Annotated in this window: 21 protein-coding genes; 9 read left to right on the top strand and 12 right to left on the bottom strand. The window is 71.9% G+C overall.

What is annotated here, in order from left to right; genetic code table 11:
- Positions 1-17: 17 nt before the first annotated feature.
- From ABZU91_RS24170 to ABZU91_RS24190, 5 genes are all read right to left on the bottom strand, one after another.
- The gene (locus ABZU91_RS24170) at positions 18-725 is read right to left on the bottom strand and encodes a 2OG-Fe dioxygenase family protein (RefSeq protein ID WP_355244547.1); all 708 of its coding nucleotides are present in this window, start codon (positions 723-725) and stop codon (positions 18-20) included.
- Positions 726-802: 77 nt separating this feature from the next.
- Positions 803-1,843: an iron-containing redox enzyme family protein gene (locus ABZU91_RS24175; RefSeq protein WP_355244550.1), complete on the bottom strand. Its 1,041-nt coding sequence runs from the start codon at positions 1,841-1,843 to the stop codon at positions 803-805.
- A gap of 823 nt (positions 1,844-2,666) precedes the next feature.
- Positions 2,667-3,350, bottom strand: coding sequence for a lytic polysaccharide monooxygenase (locus ABZU91_RS24180; protein ID WP_355244553.1), 684 nt, complete (start codon positions 3,348-3,350; stop codon positions 2,667-2,669).
- 144 nt (positions 3,351-3,494) lie between these two features.
- On the bottom strand, positions 3,495-4,091 hold the full coding sequence (locus ABZU91_RS24185; protein WP_355244556.1) for a hypothetical protein: 597 nt from the start codon (positions 4,089-4,091) through the stop codon (positions 3,495-3,497).
- A gap of 356 nt (positions 4,092-4,447) precedes the next feature.
- Positions 4,448-5,236 (bottom strand): hypothetical protein, encoded by a 789-nt coding sequence (locus tag ABZU91_RS24190; RefSeq protein ID WP_355244559.1) that lies wholly within the window; start codon positions 5,234-5,236, stop codon positions 4,448-4,450.
- Positions 5,237-5,324: 88 nt separating this feature from the next.
- On the opposite strand from ABZU91_RS24190, the gene ABZU91_RS24195 reads away from it, so the two are divergent.
- On the top strand, positions 5,325-6,326 hold the full coding sequence (locus ABZU91_RS24195) for a hypothetical protein (protein ID WP_355244562.1): 1,002 nt from the start codon (positions 5,325-5,327) through the stop codon (positions 6,324-6,326).
- A gap of 55 nt (positions 6,327-6,381) precedes the next feature.
- Here ABZU91_RS24195 and ABZU91_RS24200 read toward each other — a convergent pair whose 3' ends face one another.
- Together ABZU91_RS24200 and ABZU91_RS24205 are read right to left on the bottom strand one after the other, a co-directional pair.
- Complete coding sequence (locus ABZU91_RS24200) at positions 6,382-7,392, bottom strand: hypothetical protein (RefSeq protein ID WP_355244565.1); 1,011 nt, start codon at positions 7,390-7,392, stop codon at positions 6,382-6,384.
- A gap of 148 nt (positions 7,393-7,540) precedes the next feature.
- Positions 7,541-8,197 (bottom strand): 4'-phosphopantetheinyl transferase superfamily protein, encoded by a 657-nt coding sequence (locus ABZU91_RS24205; RefSeq protein ID WP_355244568.1) that lies wholly within the window; start codon positions 8,195-8,197, stop codon positions 7,541-7,543.
- 183 nt (positions 8,198-8,380) lie between these two features.
- On the opposite strand from ABZU91_RS24205, the gene ABZU91_RS24210 reads away from it, so the two are divergent.
- Entirely contained in the window at positions 8,381-8,650 is a 270-nt protein-coding gene (locus tag ABZU91_RS24210) for a hypothetical protein (RefSeq protein WP_355244571.1), read from the top strand.
- 53 nt (positions 8,651-8,703) lie between these two features.
- Here the strand turns inward: ABZU91_RS24210 and ABZU91_RS24215 are convergent, their stop codons facing one another.
- From ABZU91_RS24215 to ABZU91_RS24225, 3 genes are all read right to left on the bottom strand, one after another.
- A complete protein-coding gene (locus ABZU91_RS24215; protein WP_355244574.1) occupies positions 8,704-9,486 on the bottom strand; it encodes a peptidase in 783 nt (260 codons plus the stop codon).
- Positions 9,486-10,778 (bottom strand): VWA domain-containing protein, encoded by a 1,293-nt coding sequence (locus ABZU91_RS24220; protein WP_355244576.1) that lies wholly within the window; start codon positions 10,776-10,778, stop codon positions 9,486-9,488. Before ABZU91_RS24220 ends, ABZU91_RS24215 begins: the two co-directional genes overlap by 1 nt.
- A 362-nt stretch (positions 10,779-11,140) precedes the next feature.
- Positions 11,141-12,856, bottom strand: a complete 1,716-nt coding sequence (locus ABZU91_RS24225) for a phospholipid carrier-dependent glycosyltransferase (RefSeq protein ID WP_355244579.1) — start codon at positions 12,854-12,856, stop codon at positions 11,141-11,143.
- An 84-nt stretch (positions 12,857-12,940) separates the two neighbouring features.
- Between ABZU91_RS24225 and rsmI the strand changes: the two genes are divergently transcribed.
- Positions 12,941-13,789, top strand: a complete 849-nt coding sequence (rsmI, locus tag ABZU91_RS24230) for a 16S rRNA (cytidine(1402)-2'-O)-methyltransferase (protein ID WP_355244582.1) — start codon at positions 12,941-12,943, stop codon at positions 13,787-13,789.
- A gap of 16 nt (positions 13,790-13,805) precedes the next feature.
- Here rsmI and ABZU91_RS24235 read toward each other — a convergent pair whose 3' ends face one another.
- Positions 13,806-14,969, bottom strand: a complete 1,164-nt coding sequence (locus tag ABZU91_RS24235; RefSeq protein WP_355244585.1) for a hypothetical protein — start codon at positions 14,967-14,969, stop codon at positions 13,806-13,808.
- A gap of 158 nt (positions 14,970-15,127) precedes the next feature.
- Here ABZU91_RS24235 and metG point away from each other — a divergent pair, with 158 nt between their 5' ends.
- Positions 15,128-16,930: a methionine--tRNA ligase gene (gene metG / locus ABZU91_RS24240; RefSeq protein WP_355244588.1), complete on the top strand. Its 1,803-nt coding sequence runs from the start codon at positions 15,128-15,130 to the stop codon at positions 16,928-16,930.
- 45 nt (positions 16,931-16,975) lie between these two features.
- On the opposite strand, the gene ABZU91_RS24245 is transcribed toward metG, so the two are convergent.
- Entirely contained in the window at positions 16,976-18,223 is a 1,248-nt protein-coding gene (locus ABZU91_RS24245; protein ID WP_355244591.1) for a hypothetical protein, read from the bottom strand.
- A gap of 76 nt (positions 18,224-18,299) precedes the next feature.
- On the opposite strand from ABZU91_RS24245, the gene ABZU91_RS24250 reads away from it, so the two are divergent.
- From ABZU91_RS24250 to ABZU91_RS24270, 5 genes are all read left to right on the top strand, one after another.
- A complete protein-coding gene (locus tag ABZU91_RS24250; RefSeq protein ID WP_355244620.1) occupies positions 18,300-19,199 on the top strand; it encodes a TatD family hydrolase in 900 nt (299 codons plus the stop codon).
- Positions 19,193-20,062, top strand: a complete 870-nt coding sequence (rsmA, locus tag ABZU91_RS24255; RefSeq protein WP_355244594.1) for a 16S rRNA (adenine(1518)-N(6)/adenine(1519)-N(6))-dimethyltransferase RsmA — start codon at positions 19,193-19,195, stop codon at positions 20,060-20,062. Before ABZU91_RS24250 ends, rsmA begins: the two co-directional genes overlap by 7 nt.
- An 87-nt stretch (positions 20,063-20,149) precedes the next feature.
- Positions 20,150-21,100 carry a 4-(cytidine 5'-diphospho)-2-C-methyl-D-erythritol kinase gene (locus ABZU91_RS24260; RefSeq protein ID WP_355244597.1) on the top strand — a complete coding sequence of 317 codons (951 nt, stop codon included), beginning with the start codon at positions 20,150-20,152 and terminating at the stop codon, positions 21,098-21,100.
- 107 nt (positions 21,101-21,207) lie between these two features.
- Positions 21,208-23,013 (top strand): ABC-F family ATP-binding cassette domain-containing protein, encoded by a 1,806-nt coding sequence (locus ABZU91_RS24265; protein ID WP_355244600.1) that lies wholly within the window; start codon positions 21,208-21,210, stop codon positions 23,011-23,013.
- 102 nt (positions 23,014-23,115) lie between these two features.
- On the top strand, positions 23,116-23,571 hold the full coding sequence (locus ABZU91_RS24270; RefSeq protein WP_355244603.1) for a DUF4383 domain-containing protein: 456 nt from the start codon (positions 23,116-23,118) through the stop codon (positions 23,569-23,571).
- Positions 23,572-23,744: the final 173 nt, after the last annotated feature.

The raw sequence follows: 23,744 nt of genomic DNA on the forward strand, positions 1-23,744 counted from the left end.
TCATCCGGCGGACGCGCTCACATCGCCGAGACGACCGGCTCGCCGTCGGCCAGCACGGCGGCGTCGTGCTCCTCGCCGTACCACTTCTCCCGCCAACGGGAGCAGGCGACGATCAGGATGTCCCGAAGGCCGGGCTGGCCGTTCTCGGGCTCGATGTCGGTGACGTCGTGCAGGATCGCCCGGTCGTCGAGCAGCAGGGCCTGGCCGGGCTTGAGGGTGCCGGTCCAGAACGGCTCGGTGGCGTCCGGCCGCCACAGCCGCGTCTCGCCGCCGACGACATTGTGCCGGCGCAGGATGGCGATCATGACGTACTCGTGGCCGTCCTGGTGGATGCCCTCCGGGGTGAGCTGGCCCGGCTTCTCCAGCGTGGCCCGGCTGCGGTTCTGGTGCACGTTGAGCTGCCAGTCCTCCGAGGGGTCCAGCGGGATCGACTCGATGCCGAACCTGGCCCACGGGATCAGGTCCGCCTCCAGCGGCTCGTACGGCCGCCGCATCCCGCCGCCGATCGAGTTGAACTTCTTGAACGCGGTGTACGCGCGGTGCGGCAGCTTCTCGAACTGCCACCCGTCGTCGCCCTTGTGCGACACGCGGTACTGGGAGAACCGCTTGTAGCGGGTCAGGTTGCCCATGTACGGGTCGGGCGGGCAGCGGTCGTAGCTGGCCAGGACCTCTTCGGTGACCGGCGGAAGCTCGACGAGCTTGAACCCTTCGTCGGTGATTGGCATGTCGTTCCCTTTCGCTTCGGGTACGGGTGTCGCCGCAGATGCTGGTGGCGGGGCGCGGCGGCGCCTCGATCACCAGGTCAGGCCGCGCGGGCCAGCCGCTCGTCGAGGTGCCGGGCGGACGAGTTCATCCGCCAGAGCGAACCGCGGGCGATCCCCCGGCGCATCTGCGGCGACTCGCTTGCCGGGACGACGATGTTGTGGAACCAGCCGGCGGCGTGCTTGGAATCGATCGTGATGTGCAGGCGGTGGTAGGTGATGCCGACCTCCGGCAGGCCGAGGCGCTCCCAGGCCCGGACGACGTTCTGGAACCGGTCCGGCACCAGCCACTCGGTCATGCCGAGGAAGCCGACCGCCTCCGGGTAGAACTGCCGGTACCGGCAGAGCAGCACCGCGAGGTTTCCGGCCAGCAGGTCGTCGGCGGTCATCGCGCTCTCCAACTCCTCGTCGGAGATGTCGAACACGTCGTAGATCTTGTTGAACAGGTGGGTGTGGACCTCGGCCGGGTTGCCGTTGCCCATCTCGTCCCAGAAGTTCTCCGCGATCTCCATCTTGGCCGCGCCGCTCGTGCCGACCTGCATCATGGCGAGCAGGTCGTCGAACCGTCCGTCTACCAGGGACTCCTGGATGACGTACGTGCGCAGGTCGGCGGAGCTGGCACGGTGGTTGATGAAGTCGACGTAGTACGGGTGCTTGAACACCGGGTGCTGCCGCGCGACCCCCTTCAACCAGGACAGGAACGGCTGACCCGGGCCGGGCATGGCGTCGTAGACAGCCGGTTCGATCCAGCTGTCCTCGGCCTCGATGGTGGCCTGCTCCAGCAGGCGGGTCACCTCGTGGATGATCACCGAGCCCTCGGCCGTCGCGCCGTCGGGCAGCGCGGTGATCAGGGCGTAGATCCGGGCGAGCAGCAGTTGCTGGTGGTACAGAGCGTCGGGCTCGTTGGCTGCGGCGCGGTCGTTGATCGTACGAACGGCCGACAGGATGCGTTCCCGGTCGTGCCGCAGGTCCTCGTCGACCTTGTCCGCGGGAACCGCGAACCACGAACTGATCTGTTCCACCACATCGGCTGCCGATGTCGGCCCGGCGGCGAACCGGAGCCGGTCACTGACGATGGGCACTGAACCTCCCCCTGGTGCTGGTATAGCCACGTGAACGGTGTGCGCGAGCTTGCGTGTGCGTGGGACGACGAGTCCCGCCGCGCTGCCGCGCCCGCATCCCGACCCGCCGCACGCAGGGATGCACCCTGGACCGACGCGCCAGGTCACCCCGCGCACCCAGGGTGGCGGCGGACCGGCGAGTGGTGAGGACGGCGCATCCGACAAGGCGGCACGGCGTACCGGCCACCGGGCGGTCCGGTGGCGTGGCCGCAGCTTCGGGATGATCTGGATCGGCAGTCGCAGAAAGTGATGATTCTGAGAGCGGACGGCCCCGTTGACGACACTCCCCGTGCATGCGTCGAGGAGTGGTCCCCCGATCACAAGGAGTCACCCTACTGAGGACATTGACCGCTGTCGAGGTGAGATTCAGGAAAATATTGCCGACAGTGCCGTCTGTGGGTCGTCTGAGGAGCGTGGAATTCGTGCTCATCGGGTGTTGTCGAGGCTGAATTACCGTCCCAGAATATGGTATGCGGAGTCCATTTTCGGGGTCGCGATGATCCGATCAGGTAGGCATCCGGTGCGACGGTCGACCCGCCGAATGGACCCCGCCACGCGCGTCGACGCCGGAATTTCACTGGGTGTTCGCCGCTGGGCAAACATCGGCAATGAATACGTTGTTTCAATTTTTACATCGATGTTTACATCCGCGGCGGGCCGGGTCACCGCGCCGGCCGGGCCTGCGACATGGGCCCCCGTGGCCATCAGTGATAAGCAGCGAAGCACAGCAAAGGCGGCTCCCGGGTCACCGGGAACCGCCTCTGCTGCATGCCGGGTCCTGCCGTCAGCTGACGGTGATGTCGCTGCACCACATGTAGGTCTGGTCCATGTGCGACGCCTTCCACAGCACGAACAGGATGTGGTTCCCGCTGCGCGAGGACGGGATCGAGACGTTGAACGAGATGTTCTGTGCGGGCGCGTAACGCCCGGTCGTCGCGATCAGGTCCAGGTTGCCCCAGCCGAGTTTCTGGGTGGCCGGGTTGAACCCCTGCTTCGAGACGTAGACCTGGAAGTAGTCAGCACCGTGGCTGGCCTGGTCGTACATCTGGACCGTCAGGTTGCGGCTGACAGCTGTCGACTTCCACGCTCCCGGCTGGTTGAGCGAGTCGTTCCGGGAGAGCGCGTTGCTGCACAGTTGCCCGTCCGGGGTGCGGGCCTGGAACTGGCCGGCGAGACCGTCGCGCAGCTGGCTCATCCAGTTCCACATGGTGTCGGGGTTGGCCTGGAACGCCCGATAACACATCGGGTCCTGCTGCTGCATGGCCGGGTTCGTGTGCTGGTTGCCCCAGGTCTTCCAGCACTGGTACGCGCGGGTCGCCGGGCCGATGACGGTGCCGTGTGCCTGGGCCGCGCCGATCGAGGGCAACGTACCGGCCACCATGGCGAACAGCAGGACGAGCGCCTGAAGTGACCGACGGGCAGTTGACCGGGGTCGTCCGCCGGATTGATCGGACTTGGGTGAACGCACGGTTCATCCTCCGTTCCTCGGGGTGATCGAAGTGGGAACGCTCCCAAACCCACTGTTACATCCATGTGTCTAAATATCAATGCTGATCTATCTAAAACGGGATATGAGGTGGTCAGGGTGGTCCCGTCGACCGGAGGGATCTGGTCAGAGGTCGGCTGCGGCGTCGTACCGGCGACGCTGGTCGGCCATCTCCGACTGGGTCAGCGCCTCCTTGAGCGCCAACTCCTCGTACTTGTCCGGAAACATCTCCCGTAGCCGGTCGACGAACATGACGTCGGCTGTCGCCTCGACCACCTGGATCCCCGGAGGGTTGGTGGACATGTCCATGATCAGCGGGCCGGCCAGCTTGACCGCCACGTCCCAGGGGCGCTTCTTCTCGGCGATTCCGCAGAGGTGGAAGCCGTAGACGGTCCGTACGTCGGCGAGTGCGGCGGCGTCGCTCGGCTCGTAGCCGTAGACGCGGACTCCGCAGATCACCGGCGGCTTGCTCTCGGTGGCCGCCTGCTGGGCACCGTGGCCGGCATGGTTGTGCTGCCCCGGGTCCGCCTGTTCGAGGGTGGTACGCATGCGGGCTGTGATCTGTGCTTGCAGATCCGCCGGCTCCGCCTCTCGGCCTGACCGCCTGACCAGGACGAACGTGCCCGCCGACACCGCCAGCAGGATCACCACCACCCACACCAGGCGGTGCCGGTACCACCTCTCGGCAGTCGCGGCACTCTCGACACTCTCCTGGGAACTCATGACTGCCTCTCACCTCGTCGCCGGTTCCGGCGTCCCGACAGGCCGAATCGGACGCCCCCGGCGGGCGGGACGTCGAGTGCGTCGGCCGTCGGGGTGCATGCCAGGGGATGCGTACGACGGGCGAGGACGCCCTACGCGTCGAGGTGCCCGTCGTCGTGGAGGTGGCCCGGTGCTGCGACAGGCGAGCGTCTGCCCAAGTGGCGCGCTGCCGGCACCGCGATGCTCCCGCAGTGGCCGTTCGCAGCGCGGTTGCCCCCGTGCTGCGGCGATACGAGCCATTCCACCACGTCTGAACCCACTGTGGCAACATCGACGTACATCATTGCAAAATCGGCACGTCGCCCTTTGTGGAGCGGCTACGAGAACCGTTCGGTCGTCACGACGATCAGGCCGTACCCGCGCAGCAGGTTCGTCAGGTCGGTCAGGGTCGCGCGTACCGCGTCGACCGCGCCGGTTCTCATCAGGATCGTCACGTCGAGGCACCAGGCGAGTGTGTGGCCGACCCGTCGCAGCTCCCAGGTGAACTGGTCACCGCCGCTCTCGCGCCGACCGTCGGCGACCGATCCGGCTGCGCCGCCGCCAACCGCACGCCAGAGCGCGCGCAGGGCCGCCACCTGGTCCGCCCGCAGATCCCTGGCGAACAGGACGCGGTACACGCGTCGCTCGTGAAAGCCGTCCGGCGGCTGGGTTGGGCCGAGCCGCAGCGGCGGGGCCGTCGCGATCGGCTGGTGGTCGCGGAAGTACGTCCGCAGCGCCGCCTCGGAGGGCAGGTCACCACCCCCCAGGCGGCGGTAGGCGTCTGCCACCCCCGCGCGTTCGGCGGGGACGACCCGGGCGAGTGCGGCCGGATCGCTACGCAGGTCGCGGCTCAGCGAGGCGGAACTCCACCAGCCGAACCCGGGCGTCCAACTCGCGCTGTGCAGGCCGTTGGCGGAGAAGTCGTCCTGCCGGGTGAACTCCTCGACGAGGATGCCCTCCCCGTCACTGGCGCCCGGCGCGGGCAGGACCAGGTGGTAGTCCAGTGCGCAGCTCGCCTGCGGCCGATCGATGATCACCCGCTCGATCCTGCGGCCACGACGCCCGTCGGGCAAGGGCATCCGTCCGTAGCAGACCCGCGGGACGCGCCGCTCGATCACGTCGCTCATCCGACAGGCCGCAACCGTGAGGCGTCCTCAGGAGTGCATCTGGCATCAGTTGACGCCCGGAAAACCGGGCTGCACACGGGGAGAGAAGATGACGTACACCGCTCGACGCAGAATGCTCGCGGGCTCCGCCGCCGGACTGCTCGCCGCCACCCTCGGGGTCGCCGCGTCCTCGGCGGCGACCGCCGCGCCCGCCAGGACGGCCGCCAACGCCTGCACGATCAGCACGCTGCCCTACCCGACGGACACCTATCGCGCCGAGGCGAGTGCCATCGACCCGTCGGGTCGCTTCGTCGCCGGGGCCGGCCTGCGGGTCCTCGACAGTGGCAACGAGTACCTGCTGCTGGTCTGGGACGGGCAGCAGCTCACCGAGGTGGAGGCGCCGGCCAACGGGTTCGACCCGGTCGACGTCAACGAGAGCGGCATCGTGATCGGCAACGGCTGGGCGGAGAACGGCATCGGCCGGCCGTGGGCGTACCGCGACGGCGCATTCCAGCAGTTGCCGGTGGTGCCGTCCACCGGCATCTTCGTCTCCGCCATCAATCCCAGCGGTGACATCGTCGGCTACGGCTCGGACATCGTGCCTGGCGAGTTCGTCGCCCTGCGCTGGCCCGCCGCTCGTCCGGGCACTGTCGAGGTGCTCGACGCCCCGGCCAACGCCCAGCCGGTGGGGATCACGCCGAACGGGACCATCGTCGGTTACGCGGGCCCGTTCGGTGACTGGACCAGCTGGGTCCGCCGACCGAACGGCAAGATCAAGCCGCTCGCGGTTCCGGGTGGTGGGTCGACCACTGTCAACGCCGCCGCGGGTCACTGGGCCATCGGCCAGGTCTGGCTGGGCGGCACCAGCCCGGCCAAGGTGCGGTGGGACCTGCGCGACGGCTCGTACACGTTCCTCGATGAGGAGGCGGGGCTGGACGACGTCAACGCCAAGGGCGTCGTCGTGGGTGGCGAGCGGGTCGCGCGCGGCGGCACCTCCCGGATCCTGCCGGGCGGGGGCAACGTCGGCGCGAAGGCCATCGCCGACACGGGCACGATCGTCGGCTTCCGCAACGCCGACCGGGTGACCCCGGTCCGGTGGACGGGCTGCTGACACCCGATCTCCACGGGTGCGTGGGGCCGGCCCGTCGGGTCGGCCCCACCGCACGTCACGGCTTCCAGGAGCCAGCGGTCGCGAACCTGGGTTGGTATTCGAGCACTCCCGACCTGTCGTGCACGTCGAACACCACGCTGCCGGTGCGTCTGGTGCCGGCGGTCAGGTCGTTCCCGGCCGGGATGGGCTTGCCGCAGCCGGAGAAGGCGCCGGCGATCGCATTGGTCTCGGTGCCGTCGGCGGCGACCCACTGGAAGTAGAGCGGGTTCGCCGAACCGGTGCCCCTGGTGACCGCAACCGTCACGTCGGCGATCACGTACATGCCCTCGTCCGGCTCAAGGCCGTACGACGTGCAGGGCTTGGCCGAGGTGCTGAACCTCGTCACGGTGATCTCGACGGTTCCGCTGCTGTCGTCGAGGACCAGGGTGTCGCCGACGGACATGTCGCGGGTGTCGCCGCCGTCGGCCGCCCGGGGCGACGGAGCGGCGGTGGCCGGTGGCTGCCCGACGCCGCGGGTCACGCCCGGGGTGGGAAGCGCGTCGGTCACCTCGTTCGCCGCGCGGTTCGCGCCGAAGACCACCGCCACGATCCCGCCGGCGCAGCAGAGCAGGGTGAGCACGGCCGCCGTCACCGCGACGACCACCACGGTCTTCTTGGAGCTCTTCGTCGCGACGGGCGGCGTCGTGGGCGGGTAGCCCGGGCCGCCGGGAGGTGGATACGCGCCCCCCGCGTACGGGTAGGCGCTGCCCGAGAACGGGGGCTGCGGCCAGGGCTGGTCGGGGGAGACCGGATAGGGCGAGCTGGCGAACGGCGGCAGCGGGGCGTTCGTCGGGGCCGCCCACTGCTCCGGTACGCCCTGCGGTGACACCCCGGCTGCCGGCTGACCCGACACCGGCGTCTGCGCCGCCGCCGACCACGGGTCGGGCGGCACCGGCGCCTGCGGGACCGTCGGGTCGGCGGCGGACTGCTGCGGCTGCGGTGTCGCCGGGAACGGCTGCGTCGGCGGCGGCTCCGGGCTCGGCTGCTGAGGGTCCTGCGGTCCGACGGGGGGCTGGGGGTGGGTCACCGTACTCCTTGACGCCTCGTACGTGCGGTTCGGGAACCCGCCGACGCTACCGTGCGTCGACTGTCGCCCGGTCGGCGCGCCGCCTCGCGTCCACGGTTCCACCGAGCGCCCGCGCGGCGGCCAGCATGGACGGTGCGAGCGGCGGCGGTCAGGGCAGGGCGAGGACGGCGGCGGTGCGGACCAGGCCGTCGGCGACCACGAACCGGCCGGTGATCGTGGTCGGGGGATCGGCGACCTGGGCAGCGTCCACGCGCGCCGATGCGATCCGGGCGGTGAACGTGCCGGCGTCCGGGTCCAGGTCGAGGTGGGCGTCGTGGAAGTCCAGCCAGGTCCCGACGACCGGATGCCAGACCTTGTAGACGGTCTCCTTGGCGCTGAAGAACACGATCGGCCACCGGACCCCGGAGGGTAGCCGCGCGCAGGTCTCCTCCTCCTCGGGCAGCAGCACGAGTCGGCGTACCCCCGCATTGATCTCGCGGTGCTGCTCGGCGTCCATACCGACGGACCGCACCTCGGTGGCGCGCGCCGCGGCGGCGGCGCAGTAGCCGGCGGTGTGGGTGATCGCACCGACCACGCCCGCCGGCCAGATCGGCGCGCGGTTGGCGGCGCTCGGCACGGCCACCGTCGGCAGGCCGAGGTCGGCCATCGCCCGACGGGCACACACCCGACCGGCGGTGAAGTCCCGTCGGCGGGTCTGCACCGCCTTGTCGCCGAGACACGCCTGTTCGGCGTCGAGGAGGTCGCCGGTCCAGTCGTCGGGTGCGGCCACGGCCACGGCCACGGTTGGCGGCATGAGGTCACGCACGGCGGACACCTACCGCCGGGTAGTGAGGGGACGTTCGCGCGACGGTCACATTTCCGACTCCCACGATCGCAGAACGTACCGCAAAGATGTAACACCGGAGGGACGCGTCGCGCCCTTCGTGATGGCTCCGGGGGGACCACCATCAATAGCTGGCAAGTCCCGTGAACATCTGGAGGAGCTGCGATGAGCGATGGCGCCGAACGGCCGAGGGGTCGGGCCGACGACCACGCACCGACGACCCCGGGCTGGAGCTGCGGCTCCTGCGGCGACGAGTGGCCCTGCACGACCAAGCGCGGCCGGCTGCTGGCGGAGTACCGGGGTGACCGGGCGATGCTCAGCGTCTACCTGGGCTCGTGTCTCGCCGCAGCCGCCGAGGACCTGCGGGCAGCTCCGGTGATGTCGTTGCAGGACCGGTTCATCGGCTGGCTGCCCCGAGGAACGCGACGAAGCTGAACCGCCGGTGGCCCCGCCCCGATCGGGCGGGGCCACCGGCGGACACGGTCGGGTCAGGGCCGCCGGGGCCGCCGGGTCAGGGCGAAACCGACCACCCCGGCCACCGCGGCGAGCACGCCGCCGACGCCGGTCCAGATCCAACGCGAGCCGAGATCCGGTAGCCAGTCCGCCAGCCGGTCACCCTCGTCGTCCGCCTCCGGCGCGGGCGTCGGTACGGCGTTGAGCACCGTGCCCGCCTTGGTGTTCGGCACCAGTGGGGCGGCCAACGCGCCGTCGTCGGCCGAGGCGCCCCGGTCCGCGACGACGCCGACCAGCAGGTCCACGTCGACGGGTGCGCCCAGGTCCGGCTCGGGCAGGTCGACGACCGAGAGTCGGACGACGTACGTGCCGGGCAGCGGGTCGGCCGACCAGGGCTCCGCCCAGGGACGCACCTCGCGCAGGGTGCAGCCCAGCGCCACGCTCGACGCCTTGCCATCTACCGTCGGCGTTTGCGCGCCGGCGGTGCACGCCTGTCGTCGGCGCAGCCCGTCGAACACGTCGATCGTCCAGGTGGAGGCCCCACCGCGCGCCTTGGGGAAGGTGACGGTGGCGGTGATCTCGTGGACCTGGCCGGCGGTCGCGGTGAACGACCAGTACAGGTGGTCGCCGACGGAGGCGTCCACGCGTACCGGCTGGCCGGCGGTGATCGGCGTGGCGGTGAGGAACGAGGTGCCGGCCCGGGTCACCGGCGTGGCGCCCGGAGACGGGGTGGGGGCGGCCACGGCCGCCGCGGGCAGCAGCGCGGCCCCACCGGCGGCGAGCAGCGCCGCCAGCGAGCGGAACAGAGCGGTACGCATCAGTTCTCCCTCCAGGTGGCGACCCACCAGCGGGTGAGCAGGCCGGCGATCAGGCCGGTCAGCAGGCCGGCCACGGTGAGCAGGACGAGCAGCACCCAGCCTCGGCCGAGATCGGGGCCGTCCGGGGCGCCTGCGGCAGCGACCACGTCGATGGTCAACTCCACCGGCATGCCGGGCGTCGCGGCGGTGCCCGGACGCGCGGCGAACGAGTTGCTGACCACCAGGCAGACGGTGGTGGGCTCGACGACGGGTGCCGGGCTCTCCTCGGCGGCTTCGTCGTCGGTGGTCGCCTCGTCGTCCGCCGTGGCGGACCAGCGCAGACCGGCGGAGAGCACGTCGGCGCGGCCGCTGCCGGCGTCCGCGCCTCGAACCAGTTCCCGGCCGTCCGCCGCGGTCGCCCGCAGCAGCACGCCGTAGTCCCGGTTCACCGGACGGTCCAGCGCCATGCTCACCGACGCGCGCAGCTCCTGCCCGGGGCGTACGGGCACCCGGTAGTAGCGGTGCTCGGAGAACGACTCCCGGTCGGCGTACACCCCGGGGGCGAGCAGCGGCGCGGAAGCGCAGTCGTCCGTGCCGCCGACGACGGTCGGCGCCCGGGTGTGGGTGTCTCCGGCCCGCTCGACGAGTTGCTTGATGCGGCCGGTCAGCTCGTCGGCGCTCTGCGCCGCGGTGTACGTGCCGCCGGTCGCCCCGGCGATGCAGAGCAGTTGTCGGCGTACCTTCTCGTCGGGTGCGAGGCCGAGCGTGTCGACGACCAGGCTGGTGCCCTGCGCGGCGAGTTCCCGGGCCACCTGGCAGGGGTCCGGCGGCGCGCAGGTGTCCTCCCCGTCGGTGATCAGCACGATCCGTCGGGTGGTGGTGCCGGTGCCCAGGTCCTGTGCGGCAGAGCGCAGCGCGAGCCCGACCGGGGTGAATCCGGTGGGCCGCAACCCGGCGACCGCCGCCTTGGCCGCGGACCGGTCGACCGGCCCGACCGGCACGATCTGCTGGGTGTCCTGGCAGCCGACCTTCTTGTCCTTGCCCTTGTAGGTCGCGCCGAGCACCCGGATGCCGAGCTGGGTCTCCTCGGGCAGCGCGTCCACCACGTCGTTGAACGCCTGTTGGGCCACCGAGATCCGGGTGCGCCCGTCGATGTCCGCCGCCCGCATCGAGCCGCTGACGTCGAGCACCAGCTCGATCCGGGGCGGCTCGGCCACCTGCTCCTCGTCGGCCGCCGCCGGGACCGGCCCGGTCAGCGCGGTGGTCGCCAGCAGTCCGAGAAGGACGGCCGCCGATCGTCTGAAGTTGATCACGGCCCGCAGTGTAGTGAGATCCACTTTGGATGATCGTCGGGGTGGTTGGTCGTCCAGTACGGCCCGGGAACGACTCCGCGAGGGGGCGCTGGGTCCACGTCAGGTCACCCTCGGTCAACGGCCGGAGGATAGTCCTCGGCCCGGGCGGAATCGGTCGGAAATCCGACCCAAGTTGACCCGTTGTGCCGGTGGCGCGCGGTGGTTAAGCTCTTCATGCGCGCCCCAATCGCCCGCTTCCCCCGTGGCAGGCGATCGGGGCGCGCGTCTTCGTGTAGAGCTTGGAAGGCACGAATCGGGCCCGCACGCTTTCCGCGTGCGGGCCCGATTTCCGTCGCGCTGTGCGGCGCGTCGCCTGCCGGTGCTTATATCCAGCGACCGTCGAGCCACATCCGGGCCAGCCAGTCCGAGTACGGGATCAGTCGGCCCACGAAGATCGGATAGAAGTACGCGAAGCACAGGCCCACCAGCAGCACGTACGCCCCGGCCGCGATGCTGCCGACCAGCCGTCTCTCGTAGCCGGCATCCCCGGGCGTCAGGGCCGCCGTCTCGCCCACGTCACCCCCGGCCGGGGCGATCATCGCACCCAGCACGTACACCACGGCGAGCACCAGGAAGGGCAGTGCCGGCGCCGTGTAGAAGGAGAACATCGTCCGGCCGTCGAGAGCGAACCAGAACCAGGGCAGCAGACCTGCGGCCACGCTGAGCAGGATCGCGCCGGCCCGCCAGTCCCGCCGGGCGATACCCAGCCAGACGAGGGCGACCAGAGCGGGCAGGAACGACCACCACAGCAGCGGGGTGCCCAGCAGCAGGATCTCCGAGGCGCAGGTCGGCGCGCCGCAGGCGCCGTCCCCCGACCAGTGGAACGCGACCGGTCGCCCGAGCAGCAGCCACTGCCACGGCCACGACTGGTACTTGTGCGGATCGTCGAGCTGCGCGTGGAAGCCGTACGCGGCCCGGTGGTACTCGTAGAGGTTGACCAGCGGGCCGATCACCGGGGTGTCGCTGAGTGACCCCGTCGGGTAGGCGGACGACGTCGCCAGCCGGTAGTAGCCGTCGTCGCTGATCAGCCACCCCGACCAGGTGGCCAGGTAGGTGCCGATCATCAGCACCCCGGCCAGCACCAGCCAGGGCACCTCGTCGAGCAGGGTGTCCCGCCAGGGCCTGCGGACGCCCGCCGACCGACGGAGCCCGACCTCCCAGAGGACCACGAACAGGGCGAACACCGGCACGAAGTAGAGCGCGCTCCACTTGACCGCGCAGGCGCAACCGATCAGCACCCCGGCCGCCAGACGCCACCACGGCCACGTCCGCCAGCCGGTCGACGGCCGGCCCTCGCGACCCGACAGGCTGGGGTCGAGCCCCTCGTCCAGGGCGCGCGCCCAGCGCCGCCGCCGGGCGTCCCGGTCGAGCACCAGCGCCCCGAACGCGGCCAGCACGAAGAACAGCAGGAAGATGTCGAGCAGCGCGGCGCGCGACAGCACCAGGTGGAAGCCGTCCAACGCGAGCAGCAGGCCGGCCGCGCAGCCGAGCACCGTCGAGCGGAACAGCCGCCGACCGATGCGGACGAGGAGCAGCACCGACAGCGTCCCGATGACGGCCGCCGAGAACCGCCACCCGAACTCCGGCGCGGTGGTGAACAGGTGCCCGCCGACGGACACCTTCGACTCCGCGTCCTGATAGCCGAAGGCCCACTCGCCGATGCCGATCAGCCACTTGCCCAGTGGCGGGTGCACCACGTACGACGGGCCGTTGTCCTTGTAGTTCCACTCGACGCCGCGACTGATCAGCCCGTACGCGTCCTTGGCGTAGTACGTCTCGTCGAAGATCTTGCCCTTGGGACTGGACAGGCCGACGAAGCGCAGGATCGCCGCGATGGCCACCACCACGGCGGTGGCCAGCCACGAGTACGGGTCCATCCGGGTGTCGACGGTGGCGAACCGACGACGGACCACGGCGGACACCCCCCCGCCGTCGGCACGCGGCTCCGCCGGTGTCTGCTGGGGGCTGGGCTCGCCGGACACCTCGACCGGGTCTGCCGGGTCGGCGCTCGGGCTCTGCGCTGTCGACGCACTCGTCACCCGGCGATCGTAGGCTGCCAGGGTGTCGTGTGGCGCCCGTCGTCCCTGATACCGGTATTCGCTGTCGATGAAGGAGACGATGTCGTGGGTGAAATGTCCGAAGCTGGGCGCCTGATCCTGCTCGGTGCCCCGCTCGGCAACCCCGCCGACGCCTCGGTGCGGTTCCGGGAGGTGCTGGCGAGCGCCGACGTGGTGGCCGCCGAGGACACCCGTCGCCTCACCCGGCTGGCCCGCGACCTCGACATCACCGTCGGCGGTCGGATCGTCTCCTACTTCGAGGGCAACGAGGAACGGCGTACGCCCGAACTGGTCGAGGTCATCCTCGGCGGTTACACGGTGGCGTTGGTGACCGACGGCGGTATGCCGAGCGTCTCCGACCCGGGATACCGGATGGTCCGGGCGGCGCTGGACGCGGGTGCGCCGGTCACCGTCGCGCCGGGGCCCAGCGCGGTGACCACCGCCCTCGCCGTCTCCGGGCTGCCGTGCGACCGGTTCTGCTTCGAGGGGTTCCTGCCGCGCAGTGGGGGTGCCCGCCGGTCCCGGCTGCGGGCGCTCGCCGCCGAGGAGCGCACCCTCGTCTTCTTCGAGGCGCCGCACCGGATCGGCGCGGCGTTGACCGACCTGGCCGAGACGTTCGGCGCGGACCGGCCGGCCGCGCTCTGCCGGGAACTCACCAAGACGTACGAGGAGGTGCTCCGTCGCCCCCTCGGTGAGCTGGCCCGATGGGCCTCGGAGAGCGATCCGCGCGGGGAGATCACCCTCGTGGTGGGCGGCGCTCCGGTGACCCCTGCGGAGCGCCCCGACGACGAGACCCTGCGTGCCGCGGTCGCCGAGCGCGAGGCTGCGGGCCGCTCCCGCCGGGACGCCATCACCGATGTCGCCACCGAATACTCCCTGCGCCGCCGCGAGGTCTACACGATCGTGCACAGCTGACCCGCCGGGCACGCGTTCACCAGGCGGCGGCCAGGAAACCGAGGGTGATCAGGGTGGGGCCGGCGAGTGCGGCGGACACCGCCCAACGGCGGTGTCGTCGGCCGGGCAGCCGGGCCGACCCGGTCCACCGGACGATGCCGGCGGCGCAGCCGAGCACCACCAACAGCCCGGGCAGCCAGTGCAGGTGCCGGCTCGCGCCGGTGTCGGCGTACGCGGTGCCGCTGTCCGGGCCGGTCATCCGGGCCCGGTGCGCGGTTCCCGTCGCGCCGCCTCCGGTGGGTACGCCGCTGACGCGTACGCCGTGTGCCAGGAACCGTCCGTCGTCCGCCGTGAAGATCCCCCGGCACCGCTGGCTGAGGCCGCCGCCGGTGCAGGTGTCGATCACCACCGTGCCATCGCGCCCGTGCCCGACGGCGAGCCAGAACGGCCCCGCGCTGACCCAGGCGAAGAAGGCTGTGACCAGGCTCAACAGCACCAGGACGGTGAGCCCGCGCAGCGGGTCCGGCAGCGCCGTCGTCCGCGCGGCCCTGCGGCGGTCGGTCGCCGGGGAGCGCGGTCGGGGAGCGGGGTCGTCCCGGACCGGGGTGCCATCCCAGTGCACCTCCTCGATCGGCGCCCAGAAGACACCGTCGTCCGACGACTGCTCCCCGTCGGGCCGGTACGCGTCCCGGCTGCGGCTCTGTTGACGGATCGGCACCCGGCGTGGCACCGCGTCCACCGGGGCCCCGGTGGTGGGCTCCACCTCGACCGTCGCCCCGCCCGGTCCGGCATCCGCCAGTGCCGTGCTCGCGGCCGTCGTCGTGCCGGCGGGCGAACCGCGTGGCGGCGTGTCGGCGGACGAGTCGGGTGCCGTCATGTCGGCGGAGGAACCGGGTGGCGGCGTCTCGCCGGACGATCCTGCCGGGTGTGGCCGGGCCGGGCTGGGTGTGGGCACCGTCGGGCTGGGGCGCGCCGGGGTGGGTGTCGGCGGCCGTGGCGTGGGGCTCGGCCGGGACGAAGCGCCCGGCCGGGACGACGCGCCGGGGCGGCCGGTGGCGGTCGGGTCGGCGGCGGGAGGTACCGGTCGGGGCAGCGGCGCGACCCCGCTGCCCCTGGGCTCGGATGTCCGGGTGGCCTCGTCCCCGGCCGCCGGCCCGGTGGGACGCTCGTCATGGTCCCGAGCCGCTCGTCTGCCAGTCACGACGTTCATTGCACACCGGTAGCGGGGGCTGAACGGGCAGCTGGGCCGCGTGTCGGCGACAAATCGGACCAAAGGCCGAGGGGGTCGGCCCGGTCCGTCGACCCGGCACCCCCTATTGGTTCGCGGGCACGCCGGACGGGTCACTAGGCTTGCTGCTCATGAGTCACGTTCTCGCGGCAGTGGCCTGGCCGTACGCCAACGGCCCCCGCCACATCGGCCACGTCTCCGGTTTCGGCGTTCCCTCCGACGTCTTCGCCCGGTATATGCGGATGGCCGGCCACGACGTGCTCATGGTCTCCGGTACCGACGAGCACGGCACCCCCATCCAGGTGCAGGCCGACGCCGACGGGGTCACCCCGCGCGAGCTGGCCGACCGGTACAACAGGGTGATCGTGGAGGACCTGCACGGCCTCGGCCTCTCCTACGACCTGTTCACCCGCACCACCACCCGCAACCACTACACGGTGGTGCAGGAGTTGTTCGAGGGCATGTACCGCAACGGCTACATCGTGCCCAAGACCACCATGGGCGCGATCTCGCCGTCCACCGGGCGCACCCTGCCCGACCGGTACATCGAGGGCACCTGCCCGATCTGCGGGTACGACAGCGCGCGCGGCGACCAGTGCGACAACTGCGGCAACCAGCTCGACCCGATCGACCTGATCGACCCGAAGTCGCGAATCAACGGCGAGACCCCGAAGTTCGTCGAGACCGAGCACTTCTTCCTGGACCTGCCCGCCCTGGCCGAGGTGCTGCGGCAGTGGCTGGACACCCGGGAGGGGTGGCGGCCCAACGTGCTGCGGTTCTCCCGCAACCTGCTCGACGACCTCCAGCCCCGGGCGATCACCCGTGACCTGGAATGGGGCGTGCCGATCCCGCTCGACGGCTGGCGGGACCGCCCCGACAAGCGGATCTACGTCTGGTTCGACGCGGTGATCGGCTACCTGTCCGCCTCGATCGAGTGGGCCCGCCGCTCCGGCGACCCCGAGGCGTGGCGGCGGTGGTGGTCGACCGACGCGGAGGGCAAGGACGCCCAGTCCTACTACTTCATGGGCAAGGACAACATCGTCTTCCACTCGGTGATCTGGCCGGCGCTGCTCTCCGGCTACTCCGGCGAGGGCTCGCGGGACGGTGAGCCGGGTGACCTGGGCCGACTCAACCTGCCCACCGAGGTCGTCTCCAGCGAATACCTGACCATGGAGGGGCGCAAGTTCTCCTCGTCCCGCAAGGTGGTCATCTACGTCCGGGACTTCCTGGAGCGCTACGACGCCGACGCGCTGCGCTACTTCATCGCCGCAGCCGGCCCGGAGAGCAACGACACCGACTTCACCTGGGCCGAGTTCCTGCGCCGCAACAACGACGAGCTGGTCGCCGGCTGGGGCAACCTGGTCAACCGGTGCGTGTCGATGGCCGCGAAGAACTTCGGGGCCATCCCGCCGGTCGACCCGGCCGGGCTCACCGAGGCCGACGAGGCACTGCTCGCCGTTGCCCGGGTCGGCTTCACCACGGTCGGCGACCTGATCGGTCGGCACCGGCAGAAGCAGGCCATCGGCGAGGCGATGAAGGTGGTCGCCGAGGCCAACAGGTACCTCTCCGAGCAGGCCCCGTGGAAGCTCAAGGCCGAGGCCGACAAGCCCCGGATGGGCACCATCCTGCACGTCGCCCTCCAGGTGATCAGCGACGCCAACACGCTGCTCACCCCGTTCCTGCCGCACTCCGCCCAGCAGGTGCACGAGCTGCTCGGCGGCACCGGCGTACACGCGCCGATGCCCGTCATCGAGCAGGTCGACGACCTGGACGGCGGCCCGTCGTACCCGGTGCTCACCGGTGACTACACGGTGGGCGCGCGCTGGGAGTCGGTGCCGATCGAGGCCGGCCGGCCGCTGACCGCCCCCAAGCCCGTGTTCCGCAAGCTCGACCCGTCGATCGTCGACGAGGAGCTGGCCCGCCTGGCCGACTGAACGTCGGACGGCGCGCGGCGGTGGACGTCCCGCCGCCGCGTGCCGTCAGATCGCGTACCGGGTGTCCATGACCTGGTCGTCGGTCACCTCGGCGCCCGGCGCCCAGGTCTCGTAGACGCCCCGGTCGTGGCACTGCGCGCCGGTGCCGACCACCGCGTCCGGGTCGGGGTGCCGCAGCCGCAGCCGCAGCCAGCCGGCCTCCTCACGCAGCACCAGGCACGACACGCCCCGCCACGTGGCGAACCGGAGCCGGCGGGCCACCGCCTCCACCGGGTAACGGGCCGCCCGGGTCATCGCCAACACCCGGAAACCCCCGGGCAGGTCGGCCACCGCCTCGTACTCCGTGTCGCCGAACAGGCCGACCAGCTGGGTCGAGCGCGGGGCGTCGCCGGTCGGGACGTACTCCTGGTCGGGGGAGACGCCCGGCACCGCGGCCAGCAGGTGCCGCCACTGCGGGCCCACCATCCGCAGCCAGGCGCGCTGCTCGGCCTGGTAGCTGTAGAGCACCACCTCGACACCCTCGGCGGTGTACGCGAGCAGGGTCGCGTTCGCCGGCATGGGCAGGTCGGCGAAGTCCCGGGTGACGAACTCGGGGATGAGCTGGCCGTTGCTCGGCACGAAGCCGGTGCCCAGCACCGGTGGTCCCACGCGGTCGCGGGACGCCAGCGCGGTCAGGCCCCGGTGCGCCTCGCCCATCGGCACGTCGTAGTCGCCCGGGTCGGCCGCCCGCCAGCGCAGCGCGTACGCCACGTCCGAGCTGTCCCGCGCGACGTCGCCGTCGGTGCGCAGCACAGTGGTCGTCGCCGGCGTCCGCAGGTGCGCCACATCGTGCTCCCGGTAGCAGAAGCCGTGCGGCAGCCAGCCCCGCACGTACCCGGCGAGCTGCGCGGCGGAGAGCACCTTCACCATCCGGGTGCCGCGCCGCACCACCGCCGAGGCGCGCACCGCGGTCAACACCGGGTCACCCACCGCCGATGGCTGCTGGCTGAGCTGGTGTACGTGCGACCAGCCGCGCTCCCGGTGCGCCGGCATCATCAGCGGCGTCTCCGGCTCCTCGGCCGGCTCGACGGCCCCGTGCACCGCGCTCACCTCGGTGACGTGCACGAACCGTCGCCACGGCAGGGCGCTGCCCGGACGCGACGCCCGTTCGAAGCCGGCGACCTCCTCGGCGCTGAACAGCTCGTACGCGGCGCCCCGGGCGATCTCCTCGGCCGGATAGACGCCGCCGCCGAATGCCACGCGCAGACCGGTCCGTTCGCCTGCGGCGTCGCTCACGTGGGGTCTGACGTCCATTGCCGCGACGGTAGAGTCGCGCGGCGTAGTCGAGGTGAACGCCGGGTGGCGGGCGGATGGACGACGCCGGTGTGTGATGCTGTCGCTGATGAGCGAGCCGACTGAAACCCGCCGCGAGCGTGCCGCCCGGCGGGCCGGAGAGTTCCCACCCGCCCCCGAGCCGCTGCCCCGGCCGGTGCTGGACAGCCACACCCACCTGGACATCACGGTGAGCGAGGCGGGCGTACCGGGTGGCGGTCCGGCCGAGGACCCGATCGCTGCGGCCGTCGACCTGGCCGTCAGCGTCGGGGTGGACCGGCTGGTGCAGGTGGGGGTGGACGTCGCCTCCTCGCGGTGGGGCGCGGACGTCGCCGACGCGTACCCGGCGGTGCTGGCCACCGTGGCGCTGCACCCCAACGAGGCGCCCCGGCTGGCGGACCTCGACGAGGGGCTGCGGGAGATCGAGTCGTTGGCCGCCCGCGACCGGGTCCGGGGGATCGGCGAGACCGGAATGGACTTCTTCCGCACCGGCGACGAGGGGCGCGCCGCGCAGGAGGAGAGCTTCCGGGCGCACATCGCGATCGCCAAGCGGTACGGCAAGGCGCTTGTCATCCACGACCGGGACGCCCACGCGGACGTGCTGCGCATCCTCGACGACGAGGGCGCGCCGGACACGGTGGTGCTGCACTGCTTCTCCGGCGACGCCGAGTTCGCCCGCGAGTGCGTACGTCGGGGCTACCTGCTCAGCTTCGCCGGCACTGTCACCTTCGGCAGTGCCGCCGCGCTGCGCGAGGCCGCCGCGCTCACCCCGCTGGATCAGCTGCTGGTGGAGACCGACGCCCCCTACCTCACCCCGATCCCGCACCGGGGTCGGCCGAACGCCTCGTACCTCATTCCGCTGACCGTCCGCTTCCTCGCCGAGACGACCGGCAGTGACCTGGACGAGCTGTGCGCGGCCATCTCCGCCACCGGCGACCGGGCCTTCGGCCCGTGGTGAGCCTCCTCGGCCCGGCGGAGATCCGGGAGCTCGCCACCCGGCTGGGCGTCGCGCCCACCAAGAAGCTGGGTCAGAACTTCGTGCACGACCCGAACACCGTGCGGCGGATCGTCACCGCCGCCGGCCTGACCCCCGACGACGTGGCCCTGGAGGTCGGCCCCGGGCTGGGCTCGCTGACCCTGGGGCTGCTGCCGGTCGCCGGGCACGTGCACGCCGTGGAGATCGACCCGACGCTCGCCGGGGCGCTGCCGGAGACCGCCGCCCGGCACGCCGGGGCGGACGCCGACCGGCTGAGCGTGCACCGCGCCGACGCGCTACGCGTCACCGCAGCGGACCTGGGCGACCCGCCGCCGACCGCGCTGGTCGCGAACCTGCCCTACAACGTCGCCGTACCCGTGGTGCTGCACCTGCTCGCCGAGCTGCCCTCCCTGCGACACGGCCTGGTGATGGTGCAGAAGGAGGTCGCCGACCGGCTCGTCGCCGGTCCCGGCTCCAAGGTGTACGGCATCCCGTCGGTCAAGCTCGCGTGGTACGCCAGCGCCCGCAGCGCCGGGCGGGTGCCACCGAACGTGTTCTGGCCGGTCCCCAACGTCGACTCCGGTCTGGTCGCCTTCACCCGGCACGATCCGCCCCGACCCGACGTACCCCGGCAGCGGGTCTTCGCCGTGGTGGACGCGGCGTTCGCGCAGCGTCGCAAGACCCTGCGCGCGGCGCTCGCCGGCTGGGCCGGCGGCCCGGACCGGGCCGCCGCCGCCCTCACCGCCGCGGGCGTCGACCCCGGCGCGCGCGGCGAGTCACTGACCGTCGAGCAGTTCGCGGCCATCGCCGCGTCGTCTCCGGCCGGTACGCCGGGCGCGAAGTAGGCTGGCGCCCGTGCCCGCCGAGGACGCCGAGGAGCTGATCGTGGCCAAGCCGTTCGACATCCGCCTGAGCATGCGGGGATTCACCCCGTGACCGAGGCCTGGCGACCGGACGACGAGGACGAGCGACGCGGGGCCGTCGGCCCGGTGCGGGTGCGGGTGCCCGCGAAGGTCAACCTGCACCTCGGGGTGGGGCCGCTGCGCCGCGACGGCTACCACGAGTTGAACACGGTCTATCACGCGATCTCCATCTACGACGAGCTGACCGCTCGCCGAGGCGACACCCTCGCCCTGACCATGGAGGGTGAGGGCACCGGCGAGCTGGCGCTTGACGACTCCAACCTGGTGCTCCGCGCAGCGCACGCCCTGGCTGGTTACGCGGGTGTCCTGCCGCACGCCCGACTGCACCTGCGCAAGCAGATCCCTCTGGCCGGTGGGCTGGCCGGCGGTAGCGCCGACGCGGCGGCCGCCCTGGTGGCCTGCGACGCGCTCTGGGGCACCGGGTTGTCCCGCGACGAGTTGGCCGGGATCGCCGCCGACCTCGGCTCGGACGTGCCGTTCCTGATCTACGGGGGCACCGCGCTGGGCACCGGGCGCGGTGAGGCGGTCAGCCCGGTGCTGGTCCGCCCGACGTCCTGGCACTGGGTGGTGGCGATCGCCGATGTCGGCCTGTCCACGCCTGCCGCGTACCGGGAGTTGGACCGGCTCCGTGACGCCGGCACCGCCGGTACCCCGCTGGGCAGCACCGACGACCTGCTCGGCGCGCTGCGCCAGCGCGACCCGCAGGTCCTCGCCCGTTCGCTCGGCAACGACCTCCAGGACGCGGCGCTGGCCATGCGTCCCGCGCTGGCCGACACCCTGAAGGCCGGCGAGGCTGCCGGCGCGCTCACCGGCATAGTCTCCGGCTCCGGCCCCACCTGCGTGTTCCTCGCGGCCGACGCCGCCGACGCCGAGCGGATCGCCGCCGAGCTGACCGGCGCCGGCGTGTGCCGGGAGGCGCGGGTCGCACGCGGCCCGGTGGCAGGGGCGCGCGTCGTCTGACGGCGCTCCCCGGCCGGCGCGGCCGGCCGGGACGTCCGCGTACCCTTGGGTCAGGCGTCCCGAGGTGCCCGCCGGCACCCGGACGCCTTGATCTTGAAGGGTGGAACGTGGCCAACATCGTCAATCTGGACCGGGTGTCCAAGGGGTACGGCGCCGCCGGGCGGCTGCTCACGGACGTCTCGCTCGGCCTGGACGACGCCGACCGGATCGGTGTGGTCGGCCTCAACGGCGCCGGCAAGTCCACCCTGCTGCGGCTGCTCACCAAGCAGGAGGGCCCCGACGACGGCCGGGTCACCCACCGTCGTGACCTGCGCGTGCTCTGGCTGCCGCAGCAGCTCACCCTCGCTCCCGAGGCCACCGTCCGGGACGTGGTGCTCGGGACCGCCTGGCTGGGCGAGGGCATGGGCGCCGAGCACGAGTGGGCCGGCGACGCCGGCGTCCGCAACATCCTCGACGGCCTCGGCATGCCGCACCTCGGCCTCGACCAGCCGGTCGGCCCGATGTCCGGCGGCGAACGGCGGCGGGTGGCGCTCGCCGCGCTGCTCGTGCGCGACTCGGACCTGCTGATCCTCGACGAGCCCACCAACCACCTCGACGTCGGCGGTGTCGACTGGCTGGCCCGGCACCTGGTCGGCCGCAAGGGCGCCCTCGTGGTGGTCACCCACGACCGGTGGTTCCTGGACGCCGTCTGCACCACCACCTGGGAGGTCGCGGACCAGACCGTCCGCGCGTACGAGGGTGGCTTCGCCGCCTGGACCCTCGCCCGCGTCGAGCGCGAGCGGGTTGCCGCCGCCACCGAGGCCCGCCGGCAGAACCTGCTGCGCAAGGAGATCGCCTGGTTGCGGCGTGGCCCGCCCGCCCGCACCTCCAAGCCGCAGTTCCGGATCGACGCCGCCAACGCGCTGATCGCCGACGTGCCGCCGGCCCGCGACACCATGTCGTTGCAGCGCATGGCCGTCTCCCGCCTCGGCAAACAGGTGTACGAGCTCACGGACGTCGAGCTGCACGCCGGGCCGAAGGAGATCCTGAGCGACGCCACCTGGCTGGTCGGCCCGGGCGACCGGATCGCCATCCTCGGCGCCAACGGTGCCGGCAAGACCACCCTGCTGCGGATGCTCGCCGGCATCACCCGGCCCGACGGAGGTCGCTTCACCACCGGCTCCACCGTGCGGCCGGCGTTCCTCTCCCAGGAACTCGCCGAGCTGCCCGGGCACCTGCGGGTCCTGGAAGCCGTCGAGGAGATCGCCCGCCGGGTCCAGCTCGGCGACCGGGAGGTCTCCGCCGCGCAGCTCGCCGAGGTCTTCGGCTTCGACGACCGCCGTCTCTGGACACCCGTCAGCGACCTCTCCGGCGGTGAGCGCCGCCGGTTGCAGATGCTGCGGCTGCTGGCCGGCGAGCCCAACGTGCTGCTCTTCGACGAGCCCACCAACGACCTGGACACCGACACCCTCGCCGCGCTGGAGGACCTGCTCGACTCCTGGCCGGGCACGATCATCGTGGCCAGCCACGACCGCTACCTGATCGAACGCGTCACCGACACCGCGTACGGGATGTTCGGCGACGGCCGGCTGGTGCACCTGCCCGGTGGCGTCGACGAGTACCTCGCCCGGACCGCCGAGCGGGCCGGCTCCGCTCGGGTGGGCAGCACCGTCTCGGTCGGGCCGGCCGGGCCCAGCGTGGGTGGCATGTCGGCCGCCGAGGTGCGCCAGGCCCGCAAGGAGCTGACCCGCCTCGAACGGCAGCTCGGCAAGCTCGACCAGCGCGAGACCACCCTGCTCGACCAGCTCGCCGCCCAGGCCACGGACTATGCCCGCGTCGCCGAGCTGGACACCCAGCTCAAGGATCTGCGCGCCGAGCGGGAAGGTATCGAGGAGAGCTGGATGACCCTCGCCGAGGAGCTGCCCGAGGGCTGACCCGCCCGGGCACGCCGGCGCGGGGGCCGTGTGCGGCGTCACACCGGCACATGCGGGACAATCAACGGCGACACCTCACCCCACGGCGTTGGAGACCCAGACATGGCCCACACCCCCATCAACCACCCCGCGCGGCCGATCTACCGGGCGATCGGCGGGCTGACCGGTCTGTACCTGGTGGTCTTCGGCGTGCTCGGCATCATCGCGAGCGCCGGCAACGAGGTCCTCGCGCAGGACGACACGAAGGTCCTCGGCCAGGGCACCAACCTCGGCTTCTCGCTGCTCTGCGTGCTGCTCGGGCTCGTCGTGCTGGTCGGCACCGGACTCGGCCGCAACATCGACGTGGCGATCAACCAGTGGCTGGCGTACACCCTGATGGTCATCGGCCTCGGCGCTCTCGCGTTCATCCGCACCGACGCCAACATCTTCAACGTCAACGTCCTCACGGTGGTCGTGGTGCTGTCGGCCTCCCTGGTGCTGCTCATGGCCGGCATGTACGGCAAGGTCGGCACCGACGAGGAGGCGGATGCGTTCCAGAAGGCTCGGCTCGTTCTCTGAGGCTTCCTTGGTTGCTCTTCATTGGTTGCGGTCGTGGGTTTTCGCCGGAGCCCGAGCTGCTCCGGGCGGTCAGGCTTGATCCCTGCGCCGCCGCCGGGTGCACCCCCACCACCGCCGCGCCGAGCCCCCGGTCGGCGAGGACCTGGGCGAACAACCCACCGAATGAGTGACCC

This window comes from Micromonospora sp. NPDC005174, assembly GCF_040608495.1.
Taxonomy (GTDB): domain Bacteria; phylum Actinomycetota; class Actinomycetes; order Mycobacteriales; family Micromonosporaceae; genus Micromonospora.